This window comes from Nocardia cerradoensis NBRC 101014 (assembly GCF_000308535.1).
GTDB lineage: Bacteria > Actinomycetota > Actinomycetes > Mycobacteriales > Mycobacteriaceae > Nocardia > Nocardia cerradoensis.
The window spans coordinates 16,121-27,033 of the sequence record NZ_BAFW01000140.1; the positions used below are offsets into that span (position 1 = coordinate 16,121).

11 protein-coding genes are annotated in these 10,913 nt (G+C 68.5%); 1 reads left to right on the forward strand and 10 read right to left on the reverse strand.

Annotated elements, in window-relative coordinates:
* Positions 1-18 precede the first annotated feature (18 nt).
* Positions 19-510 (reverse strand): pyridoxamine 5'-phosphate oxidase family protein, encoded by a 492-nt coding sequence (locus tag ON23_RS14660; protein WP_039778811.1) that lies wholly within the window; start codon positions 508-510, stop codon positions 19-21.
* Between the two features lie 51 nt (positions 511-561).
* Here ON23_RS14660 and ON23_RS14665 point away from each other — a divergent pair, with 51 nt between their 5' ends.
* Entirely contained in the window at positions 562-1,311 is a 750-nt protein-coding gene (locus ON23_RS14665) for a S1 family peptidase (RefSeq protein ID WP_039778813.1), read from the forward strand.
* Between the two features lie 15 nt (positions 1,312-1,326).
* Here the strand turns inward: ON23_RS14665 and ON23_RS14670 are convergent, their stop codons facing one another.
* The 9 genes from ON23_RS14670 to ON23_RS14710 form a co-directional block, all read right to left on the reverse strand.
* Positions 1,327-2,940: an FMN-binding glutamate synthase family protein gene (locus ON23_RS14670; protein WP_039778814.1), complete on the reverse strand. Its 1,614-nt coding sequence runs from the start codon at positions 2,938-2,940 to the stop codon at positions 1,327-1,329.
* Positions 2,941-3,053: 113 nt separating this feature from the next.
* Positions 3,054-4,103 (reverse strand): ferrochelatase, encoded by a 1,050-nt coding sequence (locus tag ON23_RS14675; RefSeq protein ID WP_039778815.1) that lies wholly within the window; start codon positions 4,101-4,103, stop codon positions 3,054-3,056.
* Positions 4,104-4,123: 20 nt separating this feature from the next.
* Positions 4,124-4,960 carry an NADH-dependent enoyl-ACP reductase InhA gene (inhA, locus tag ON23_RS14680; protein ID WP_039778817.1) on the reverse strand — a complete coding sequence of 279 codons (837 nt, stop codon included), beginning with the start codon at positions 4,958-4,960 and terminating at the stop codon, positions 4,124-4,126.
* A gap of 76 nt (positions 4,961-5,036) precedes the next feature.
* Positions 5,037-5,756, reverse strand: a complete 720-nt coding sequence (fabG1, locus tag ON23_RS14685) for a 3-oxoacyl-ACP reductase FabG1 (protein ID WP_039778818.1) — start codon at positions 5,754-5,756, stop codon at positions 5,037-5,039.
* 56 nt (positions 5,757-5,812) lie between these two features.
* On the reverse strand, positions 5,813-6,817 hold the full coding sequence (locus ON23_RS14690; RefSeq protein ID WP_039778819.1) for a VWA domain-containing protein: 1,005 nt from the start codon (positions 6,815-6,817) through the stop codon (positions 5,813-5,815).
* Positions 6,814-7,791 (reverse strand): DUF58 domain-containing protein, encoded by a 978-nt coding sequence (locus ON23_RS14695; protein ID WP_039778820.1) that lies wholly within the window; start codon positions 7,789-7,791, stop codon positions 6,814-6,816. Before ON23_RS14695 ends, ON23_RS14690 begins: the two co-directional genes overlap by 4 nt.
* A gap of 26 nt (positions 7,792-7,817) precedes the next feature.
* Positions 7,818-8,987: a chaperone MoxR1 gene (gene moxR1, locus ON23_RS14700; RefSeq protein ID WP_051042698.1), complete on the reverse strand. Its 1,170-nt coding sequence runs from the start codon at positions 8,985-8,987 to the stop codon at positions 7,818-7,820.
* 190 nt (positions 8,988-9,177) lie between these two features.
* Complete coding sequence (gene mraY / locus ON23_RS14705) at positions 9,178-10,254, reverse strand: phospho-N-acetylmuramoyl-pentapeptide-transferase (RefSeq protein WP_036502335.1); 1,077 nt, start codon at positions 10,252-10,254, stop codon at positions 9,178-9,180.
* A 96-nt stretch (positions 10,255-10,350) separates the two neighbouring features.
* A partial coding sequence (locus tag ON23_RS14710; RefSeq protein WP_039778823.1) for an NlpC/P60 family protein occupies positions 10,351-10,913 on the reverse strand: 563 nt, incomplete at its 5' end.

Here is a 10,913-nt window from a genome sequence, read left to right on the forward strand (position 1 = left end):
GGCGATCGGCCGACGGGATCAGTGCTTGCGCACCACCGTCTCGCCCTCGTCCGGTTTCCAGATCACCACGTCCATATGCCCGCCGCCCACCTCGACCGCGGAGGCGCCGGTGATATCGGCGGCGAAGAACGGATCCAGGCGCTGCCCGCGCAGATCGAAACCCGTATCGGCGTACAGCGATTCGGCCCAGCGCCGCTGCAACTCGGCGTCGGGCACCTCGCGCACCACGCCCCACAGCTTGGCATCGCCGTCACCGACCTGGGGGTCGACGGTGGCGGTGTGCAGGCAGAAGCGCGGGTCTCGGCGCAGATCCGCGAATTTCCGCGTGCGCGGCATACCGACCAGCCACAGGTGATCCTCGAACAGACGCGGTTCCAGCGGGCTGATCCGCGGATATCCGTCGCGGCGAGTCGTCGCCAGCAGGCACAGATTGCCGGCCGCCGCGTGACGGCGCAGGAAGATTCCGGCGATGCGCGGGGCGGCGCCGGCGAATTCGCTCCACCTCGTCATAGTCGTACGGTAGAACTTTCGGCGGGCACGTCATACAACATCGAGGTCGTCATGAAGATTTCTCCGCGCCGGATGGTGGGCGCCGTCGCCGCCGCGTTCGCCTGCGCCCTGGTGCCGCCGAGCGGCGCGCACGCCGTGGTCGGCGGTGCCCCGGTCGACGCCGCCGACTATCCGTGGCTGGCGGCCATCGGCACGCCCGTCTACCCGACGCGGACCGGCGGGCAGTTCTGCGCCGGCGCCCTGATCGCCCCGGATCGGGTACTCACCGCGGCGCACTGCGGGGCCCTGGCCCGCACGCTACCGGGAACGACGGTGACCTTCGGCCGCACCGATGTCGCCGGGCACGGCGGGGTCACCATCGGAATCGCCGATGTCCGTATCGACCCGGATTTCCGGGTGTCGCTGTTCGGCACCGATCTGAGCTACCACCACAACGTCGCCGTGCTGGTCCTCAGCGCACCGGTCGCCCTGCCGACCGTGGCTGTGGGGGCGCCCCACGGGGATACGGCGACGGTGCTCGGCTGGGGCGCCACCTCCGAGGACGACCAGTCCAACAGCGTGCTGCGGGCGGCGACGGTGCCGCTGGTGTCCGATGCTGCCTGCGCGGTCGCCTACGCCGCCGAATTCGATCCGGCCGAGGCGGTGTGCGCGGGCTCCCCCGCCGCCGACACCGCTGAATTCGACAGCGGCGGGCCACTGTTGGTGGACGGCAAGGTCGCCGGCATCACCTCGTGGGGTAAGGGTTCGGCCGAACCCGGATTCCCCGGTGTGTACGCGCGGGTGCCCGCACTCGACTTCTGAGCACCGCGTTCCGAGTCATCGCACCCGGACCGGCTGGGCGGGCGCGACCGGGCGGAACGAATCCGGATCGGCGGCCTCCCAGTCGGCGCGCCAGCTCGCCGGCGGATGGACGAGCAACTCCCCGGGCGCCAGCCATTCGTAGAGTTCGGCGTACGACCGGATCTCGTTGGCCGCCACCTTCTTCCGCAGCATATGGGTGTCGAGTCCGGCGGGGTCGTGCACGCCCATCGAGGCCATCATCTGCATCGCCTGGCGCACCGTGGCCTCCTGATACCGCTGCACCCGCTCGGCCTTGTCGGCGACGTCGAGGGCGCGGGCACGCCGCGGATCCTGGGTCGCGACGCCCACCGGGCACTGATTGGTGTGGCAGCGCTGGGACTGGATGCATCCGACCGCCATCATCATCGCCCGGGCGGCATTGGTGAAGTCCGCGCCCTGCACCAATCGCTTGACGATATCCGTGCCGGTGGCCACCTTTCCGCTGGCTCCCAGCCGGATCCGGTCCCGCAGGCCGGTTCCGACGAGTGCGTTGTGCACCGTCATCAGCCCGTCGGTCAGCGGGAGGCCCACGTGGTCCTCGTATTCCAGCGGTGCGGCCGCCGTACCGCCCTCGGCGCCGTCGACGACGATGAAATCGGGTGCGGCCCCCTCGGCGATCATCGCCTTGCAGATCGCCAGGACATCCGTGCGGGACCCGACGCACAATTTGAACCCGATGGGCTTGCCGCCGGACAACTCTCGCAGCCGGACGAGAAAACGAATCAATTCGCGCGGGGTGTGGAATTCCGAATGCGACGGTGGGCTGACGCATTTCTCGTGTGCGGGCACCCCGCGATAGCGGGCGATCTCCTCGCTCACCTTTGCGGCCGGCAGGACCCCGCCGAGTCCGGGTTTCGCACCCTGACTCAATTTCACCGAGATCGCCTTCACCTGGTCGTAGCCGGCCTTCTCGGCGAACTGGTCCGGATCGAAGCGGCCGTCGCGGGTGCGGGTGCCGAAGTAGGCCGAACCGATCTCCCACACCAGATCCGCGCCGCCCTCCAGATGGAACGGCGTCAGCCCGCCCTCACCCGTGTCGTGCGCGAAACCGCCGCGGGCGGCGCCGATGTTCAACGCGCGCAGCGCATTCCCCGACAGCGCGCCGAAACTCATCGCCGAGATGTTCAGCAGCGACATGGCATAAGGCTGCCGGCAGTCCGGGCCACCGACCAGCACGCGCGGCGGCTGCTCGGGTTCCGGGAGCGCGGCCACCGAATGGACGAGGAATTCGTAGCCGACCGCCTCGATATCGCGCTCGGTTCCGTAGGACAGTTCGCCGTGAATTCCCTTGGCGCGCTCGTAGATCATCGTCCGCACGTCGCGGTCGAAGGGGCGGCCGTCGAAATTCCGCTCGATGAAATACTGCTGCAGTTCGGGCCGGATGCTTTCCAGCAGATAGCGCATATGCCCCAGCAACGGATAGTTGCGCAGGATCGAATGCCGGCGCTGCACCAGATCGTAGGCGCCGACGAGAACGAGCAATCCCGCGCCGACGGCGAGGATCCACCAGGCCCACGAACCGATCGCCGCGATGACACCCAGCACGACCACCGCCACCGTGAGCAGACCGAAGAGGAAGAACCGCGTCATCGCCCCACCGCCACCTTTCGCACAGGGGTCCTCGCCACCGAGCACGACACCGCGGGACTCCGGCCCGCGCACACCCTACCGTTCATACCGGGGGCATACCCGCTCGGCGGCGATCACTTTCGGCGGCGCACGGGTTCACAGCATCCGGGTGCGCAGATCGCCCCGTTGCGGGTGCAGCCGTATCCGGGAACCGTGCCCGAGCGCCGGGGTGCGTTCCCGTGGAGATGTTCACCGACCAGTTCGGCGACCATCCGGGCGAAGCGGGGATCCGGGCCGGGAGTGGCAGCGCGGGCGAAGGCCATACCCAGTTCGGCGGCCTTCTCGGCGGCCTCGTTGTCCAGGTCCCAGACGACCTCGAGGTGATCGGAGACGAAGCCGACCGGGCAGACCACGACGGCCTCGACACCCTTGCCGGACAACGCTTCCAGATGGTCGACGATGTCGGGATCCAGCCACGGCACCTGCGGCGGCCCCGACCGCGACTGCCACACCACGTCGAAATCGTCGAAACCCGTTGCCGCGGCACACAATCGGGCGGCCTCGGCGACCTGGCGGCTGTAGAGGTGACCGCCGTCGGCGGGCGGTCCGGCCGCGACGTCGGCGGCGACCGGAATCGAGTGAGCGGTGAACACCAGCCGGGCGCGGTCGCGCGAGTCGGCCGGAAGTTCCCGCACCGCCGCGCGCACGGCATCGGCGAAGGAGTCGATCAGCAGCGGATGATCGAAGTACTGCCGCAGTTTGGTCAGTTCCGGCGCGCCGTCGACGGCCGCGCGGGCACGCTCGATGTCCTCGTCGTACTGGCGGCATCCCGAATATCCGCCCCATGCCGAGGTCGGGAACACCAGGGCGTGGCCGATGCCGTCGGCGCGCATGGTGGCGACCGTTTCCTCGATCATCGGATGCCAGTTGCGATTACCGAAATACACCGGCAGATCCACTGCGCGCGCGGCGAATTCGGCCTCGATCGCGGCGATCAGTTCGCGGTTGAGCGCATTGATCGGCGAGACGCCACCGAAGTGCAGGTAGTGCTGGGCCACCTCGTCGAGGCGTTCGCGTGGCACGCCCCGGCCGCGGGTGACGTTCTCCAGGAACGGCATCACGTCCTCGGGCCGTTCGGGACCGCCGAAGGACAGCAGGAGCAGTGCGTCGACGGTCCCGGTCACGGCTGATTACCTCCAGGCTCTCAGTTGGCCGACCAGTTCTCCGGGAACCAGGTGTTGTGGCTGGCGCCGCCGTCGACGTAGATGATCGAACCGGTGGTGCCGGGCAGCCAGTCCGACAGCAGCGCGACGATCGACTTGGCGACCACGGTCGGGTCGTCGACGTCCCAGCCGATCGGCGAGGCGCCGTCCCAGTAGGTGTTGAGCATGTTCAGCTGCTTGGCGTCGTCGGTGGCCGTCCCGGCGATCGCCTTCGCGGCGAGGGTCTTGATCGGGCCCGCGGCGATCAGGTTGGAACGAACCCGCTTGGCCTCGCCCACCTCTCGCGCCACATAGCGGTTCACCGACTCCAGCGCGGCCTTGGCCACACCCATCCAGTTGTAGAACGGCATCGCGGTGCGCGGATCGAAGTCCATGCCCACGATCGAGCCACCCTCGTTCATCGCGGGCAGCACCGCGCGCGCCAGCGAGGCGTAGCTCCACGCGGAGATCTCGAAGGCCTTGGCGGCGTCGGCGCCCGGGCCGTCGAGGAACGGCAGCGCGTCGGGGCCCATCAGAGTGCGCGGGGCGAAGGCGATGGAGTGCAGCACGCCGTCGATGCCCTCGGGCGCGAGTTCGCGCACCTTGTCGGCGAGACCGGCGAGGTCGTCCTCGTTGGTGACGTCGAGGCCGATGGCGGGCGCGATCTCCTGCGGCAGGCGCTTGGCGATGCGGTCGATCAGGCGCAGCCGCTCGGGGATACCGGTGATGATCACCTTCGCGCCCTGCTCCTGCGCCACCTTGGCGGCGTGGAAGGCGATCGACGAATCGGTGATGATGCCGGTGATCAGGACGGTTTTACCGTCCAGGATTCCGCTCATGGGTGGTGAATTCTCCTCGGGAAACTCGGATGGAAGTCGGCGGGGCTCGGGAGCAGGTGGGTCGGCGACCGCTTGCTCAGTGGCCCATGCCCATGCCGCCGTCGACCGGCAGGATCGCACCGGTGATGTAGGACGCGTCGTCGGAGGCCAGGAAGCTGATCGCCGCGGCGACCTCTTCGGTCTGGCCGATGCGGCCCGCGGGAATGACCTTCAGCGCCATCTCCCGCATGTCCTCGGTCATCTCCTCCCGGGTCATATCGGTGTCGATGAAGCCGGGCGCCACCACGTTGGCGGTGATGTTGCGTGAGCCGATCTCGCGGGTGATCGCGCGGGCCATGCCGACCAGACCGGCCTTGGCCGCCGCGTAGTTCACCTGGCCGGGGCCACCCATCTGCCCCACGACCGAGCCGAGGAAGATGATGCGGCCGAAGCGGGCCCGCAGCATCGCCCGGTTGGCGCGCTTGGCGCAGCGCCAGGCGCCGGTGAGGTTGGCGTCGATGACGCGGGTGAACTGCTCCTCGCTCATCCGCATGAGCAGGGTGTTGTCGACGATGCCGGCGTTGGCCACCAGCACCTCGACCGGGCCCTGCTTGGCCTCGATCTCGCTGAAGGCCGCATCGATCGAATCCGCGTCCGTCACATCGCATTTCACGCCCAGAAGACCTTCCGGCGCGCCCGATCCACGATGGGTGACGGCAACCTTGTGCCCGTCGGCGGCCAGCCGCTGGGCCACCGCGAGACCGATACCGCGGTTGCCACCGGTCACCAGGACCGATCGGGAAGTGAAGTTCGACATGAATGTCAACCTATCTGTTCGAGTTCGACTGTCGTGGCCGGGTTGCGCGGTACCCGTTATGGCAGGCGTTGACGATAGACCAAACCGCTCACCACACCCGCGGCGGTCAGCAGCAGACCCAGGAGCAGCCACGGCCGGCTGGCATCACCCATCTGCATCTCGTAGCCGATCTGCTTGTCCAGGGTGTCGTAGACGGCGCTGAGTTCTTCCAGTGTGGAAGCGGTGTAGAAGTCGCCGCCGGAGATCTTGGCGATCTCGCGCAAGGAGTCGTCGTCGACCGGAACCCGGACGCGCTGCGAGCCTTTGCCGTCCTGATCCGGAATCTCGACCGAACCCCAGGTGGTGCCGAAGGAGATGGTCGACACCGGGATGCTCTTCTGCTTGGCGACCCGCGCCGCGACGAAGCCGTGCCGGGGATTGTCGACGTCCTTGTCGTCGGGCACGGTCTGCTTGCCGTCGGACATCAGCACGATCCGCGCCGGGGGCGGTGTCTGCGCCCCGCCGAGGACCGAGGCGAGCGTGTCGATGGCCTGCAGCGCGCTGTAGATGCCCTCACCGGTGGCCGTGCGCTCGGCCAGCTTCATGTTCTGGATGGCGGCCTTCATCGCCTCGCGGTTGGTGGTCGGCGACACCTGGACCGACGCGGTGCCGGCGAAGGTCACCAGGCCCAGGTTGATCCCGGGGGTGAGCCCGTCGACGAAGTCGGTGGCGGCCTTCTTGGCGACCTGGATGCGCGAGGGCGGTACGTCGGTGGCTTCCATCGACAGCGAGACGTCGATCACCAGCATGACCGTGGCCCGGTTGCGCGGCACCTTCTTCGCCGCCTGCGGGCCCGCCGCGGCCACCGTCAGCAACGCCAGGCCCACCAGCATCAGCGCCACCGGCGCGTGCCGCCAGGCGCTGGGCCGCTTGGGCGCCACCTGCTCGAGGGTCTCCATATTGGAGAAGCGCAGCATGTGACGTTTGCGCCGCCGCTGGACCAGCACGTAGAGCAGCGCGATCGCGGCGACGACGATCAGGAATGCCAGCCAGATCGCGGACGTGAAATGCGAAATACTCACTGTCGGGGCACCCGCCCGGTCGGGGCGCCGAAGGTGTGGCGCCGAGTGGACACGAAACGGACCACGTCGGCGATCCAGTCACGATCGGTGCGCAGCGTCATCACCGGCGCGCCGCAACTGCGCAACGCCGCCTCGACCTGTTCGCGATGCTGCTGGGCAGCACGGCCGAAATCGGCGCGCAGGGTGGGAGTGACGCTGAATTCGCGGGTGCGGCCGGTTTCGGGGTCGTGGAGCACCACGTCACCGACATCGGGCAGATCCAGATCCAGCGGATCGAGGATCTCCACACCGAGCAGATCGTGACGGCCGGAGATCGCGCGCAGCGAACGCTGCCAGTCGATCTCGCCGAGGAAGTCCGAAATGACAACGGCCAGACCGCGTTTGCGTTGCGGCCGGCGCAGCGATTCGATGGCGCCGCGCAGATCGCCGCGCACGCCGTCGCTCGCATGGGGGGTGGTCGCGATACTGCGCAGCAGCGACTGGGCGTGCACCCGGCCGGTACGGGCCGGAATCCGGTACAGCCGTTCACCGTTGGCGACGACCGCGCCGATCCGGTTACCGCCGCCGCTGGTCAGATGCGTCACCGCGGCAGCCGCCGCGACCACCAGATCGCGCTTCTGGCACAGCGCGGTGCCGAAGTCCAGACTGGCCGACAGGTCGACCACCAGCCAGGTCTCGAGTTCCCGATCGGCGATCATCTGGCGCACGTGCGGATGGGTGGTGCGGGCGGTGACCGACCAATCCATCTGGCGCACATCGTCACCCGGCTGATACATCCGCGCGTCCCCGGGTTCGGACCCGGGGCCGGGGATCAGGCCGAGATGATCGCCGTGCAGGACGCCGTCGAGGCGGCGGCGCACCGTCAACTCCAGAGTTTTCAGCGCCGCCGACAATCGCGGATCGCGCAGATCTCCGGACCGGAACGACGGCGGGGCGCTGTCGGGATGGGCGGGGACGTGAGCTGAGTTCGTCACTGGCGCAACCGAATCCGATGCCCCGCTCACTGGCGCTGCGGCTGCCCGGCGCCCTGACCGTTCTGCGGCTGACCGGCCGGATGCGGGGCGACGGGCTGCGGCGCGGCAGCCTGCGGGCCCGGAGCCGGCATCGGCGCGGGACCGCCCTGGGCGGGTGCGTTGGCCTGGGTGGCGACCTGCGGCAGGCCGACCGTCTGCAGCACCCGGCGGATCACGTCGTCGGGGCTCACCTCGTCGGCGAGCGCGTCGTAGGACAGCACGAGACGGTGGCGCAGCACATCCGGAACGACCTCGACGACGTCCTGCGGCACCACGTAATCGCGGCCGCGGATCAGCGCGACCGCACGGGCGGCGGCGATGATGCCCAGGCTGGCACGCGGCGAGGCGCCGTAGGCGATCCAGCCCGCGACGTCGTCCAGCCCGAATTCGGCCGGCTTGCGGGTCGCGGCGATGACGCGCACGACGTAGTCGACCAGCGCGTGGTGGACGAAGGTGTTGGCGGCCAGTTTCTGCAGCCGGATCAGTTCGGCCGGCTCGAGGATCCGCTTGGGCTCCGGCGGGGTCACACCCATCCGGTAGATGATCTCGCGCTCCTCCTCGACCGTCGGATAGTCGACGACGACCTTGAACAGGAAGCGGTCGCGCTGCGCCTCGGGCAGCGGGTACACACCCTCGCTCTCGATCGGGTTCTGGGTCGCCATGACCAGGAACGGATCGGGCATGGGGTAGGTCTTGCCGCCGATCGACACGTGCCGCTCGGCCATGACCTCGAGCAGTGCCGACTGCACCTTCGCGGGCGCGCGGTTGATCTCGTCGGCGAGGACGAAGTTGGCGACGACCGGACCGAGTTCGGTATCGAATTCCTCGCGGCCCTGCCGGTAGATGCGGGTACCGATCAGGTCGGTGGGCACCAGGTCGGGGGTGAACTGCACGCGCGAGAAGCTGCCGCCGACCACCTTCGCGAAGGTCTCCACCGCCAGCGTCTTGGCGATACCGGGCACACCCTCGAGCAGCACGTGCCCGCGAGCCAGAACGCCGACGAGCAGCCGCTCGACCAACCGGTCCTGACCGACGATGACCCGTTTGACTTCGTAGATCGCCTTCTCCAGGGTCGCGACGTCACGCTCCAAAGTGCCCGAGGCGGCCTCCGCCTGCTTCACCGCACTCCCAGCGCTCACATCGTCCGTCGAAGTCACCAAACTCCCCGCTTTCGCTTCGGTCTCCATGCGTGCCGCCCCAACTATTCCAGGTATCGAGCAAGATTGCCGCAACTGGGCTCGCACAATGTCGCGGGCCAGGCCTCCCGGGCGGCTCGGAAGGCACTCGACGGTGTCCGGAATGCGCCGATTCCGAATTGCCGTGTCGCGGCGGGTGGCCGCGGCGGGATCAGCCCACCGCGGCCAGATATTCGGCGTAGAACAGGGCCAATCCGACCGCGGCCGCGATGCCCGCGAGCAGCCAGAATCTGATGATCACCGTGGTTTCGGGCCAGCCGCCGAGTTCGAAATGGTGATGGAACGGCGCCATCTTGAACAACCGGTTGCGGGTGGTGCGGAAAACCGCGATCTGCAACGCCACGGACAGGATTTCGGCGAAGAACAACGCGCCCACGACCACCATCAGCAATTCGGTGCGGGTGGTGATCGAGATTCCGGCCAGCAGTCCGCCCAGGGCCAGCGACCCGGTATCGCCCATGAAGATCTTGGCCGGATTGGCATTCCACCACAGGAATCCGATGCAGGCGGCGCCACCGGCCGCGCACACCACGGCCAGGTCGAGCGGGTCACGCACGCTGTAGCAGCCCGGAAGCGCGTGGGCGGCACAGGAATTGGTGTACTGCCAGAAGGTGACGATGACGTAGGCGCCCAGCGCGAAACCCATCGATCCCGCGGCCAGGCCGTCCAGACCGTCGGTGATGTTCACGGCGTTGGACCAGGCGACCACCACGAAGCACACCGCCAGTAGGAAGACCACCAGCGGAAAGGCCACCGTGGGCCAGTCGCGCACGTACGACACCTGCCGGCTGGCCGGGGTCAGCCCCGTGCTGCCGGGAAAGCGCAGCGCCAGGATTCCGAAGATCACGGCCGAGCCGATCTGCCCGATGTACTTGCCCGTCGCGGTCAGGCCCAGGTTGCGATGCTTGCGGATCTTGATGAAATCGTCGAGGAAGCCGACGAAGCCCAGCGCGGTGGCCAGGCCGAGCACCAGCAGCCCGGACGCGGACGGGCCGTCGGCGTCGTAGCGCAGGCCGATCAGGTGCGAGCCCAGATAACCGGCCCACAACCCGGCCACGATGGCGATGCCACCCATGGTGGGCGTGCCTCGTTTGGCCTGATGACTCTGTGGTCCCTCGACGCGGATCTGCTGGCCGAGATTCCGGCGTGCGAACAACCTGATCAGCAACGGCGTCACGGTGATCGAGACCGCGAGTGCGATCGCCGCCGAGAACAGGATCTGCCTCATCAATACCCCAACTACTGCCGAACTCTCGGCTCGTGCCGAACGGACCGGCACGATATGTGCCGATTCGCATGGTAGCCAAGATCATTCGGAGGTGCGTCAGGTGATCAGGCGAATCGCGTACGGCATGATGCCGCCCTCGCGCACCGGCGAAATCTTCACGACGTCACCGGATTCGGGCGCCTCGATCATCTTGCCGTCGCCCAGGTACAGCGCGACGTGCTCGCTGCCGTTGGACCCCCAGAACAGCATGTCGCCGCGCTCGCGCTGGGCGACCTTGACCCGGGTGCCCATCGTGTACTGATAGCCGCTGTAGTGCGGCAGGGAGATGCCGACACCGGCGAAGGCGTAGATCATCAGGCCCGAGCAGTCGAAGCCCACCTTGTTGTAGTCGCCGTAGGAATCGGCCACACCGCCGTCGTGGATGCCCTTGGTGGGCCCGTCCTCGTCGCCGCCGCCCCAGGCGTAGGTGACGCCGAGTTGCGACATCGCGCGGTCGACGACGGTCTCGATCAGTTCGGAGCGGCTGCCGCTGGGCCGGCTGGGGGTCGACATCGACCGGCGCGGCGCCGGCGCGTTGTCCAGCTGGGTGTGCGGCCGCTTGCCCTCGGCGAGTTCGGCGGCGCGGTCCCGGGCGGCCTGATCGGCGGCGGCGCGCGCGG

Excerpts from the sequence above, each read along its gene's own strand:
- ON23_RS14660 (WP_039778811.1), bottom strand. The coding sequence starts at position 510 with ATGACGAGGTGGAGCGAATTCGCCGGCGCCGCCCCGCGCATCGCCGGA.
- inhA (WP_039778817.1), bottom strand. The coding sequence starts at position 4,960 with ATGAGCGGAATCCTGGACGGTAAAACCGTCCTGATCACCGGCATCATC.
- fabG1 (WP_039778818.1), bottom strand. The coding sequence starts at position 5,756 with ATGTCGAACTTCACTTCCCGATCGGTCCTGGTGACCGGTGGCAACCGC.
- ON23_RS14665 (WP_039778813.1), top strand. The coding sequence starts at position 562 with ATGAAGATTTCTCCGCGCCGGATGGTGGGCGCCGTCGCCGCCGCGTTC.
- mraY (WP_036502335.1), bottom strand. The coding sequence starts at position 10,254 with ATGAGGCAGATCCTGTTCTCGGCGGCGATCGCACTCGCGGTCTCGATC.
- ON23_RS14670 (WP_039778814.1), bottom strand. The coding sequence starts at position 2,940 with ATGACGCGGTTCTTCCTCTTCGGTCTGCTCACGGTGGCGGTGGTCGTG.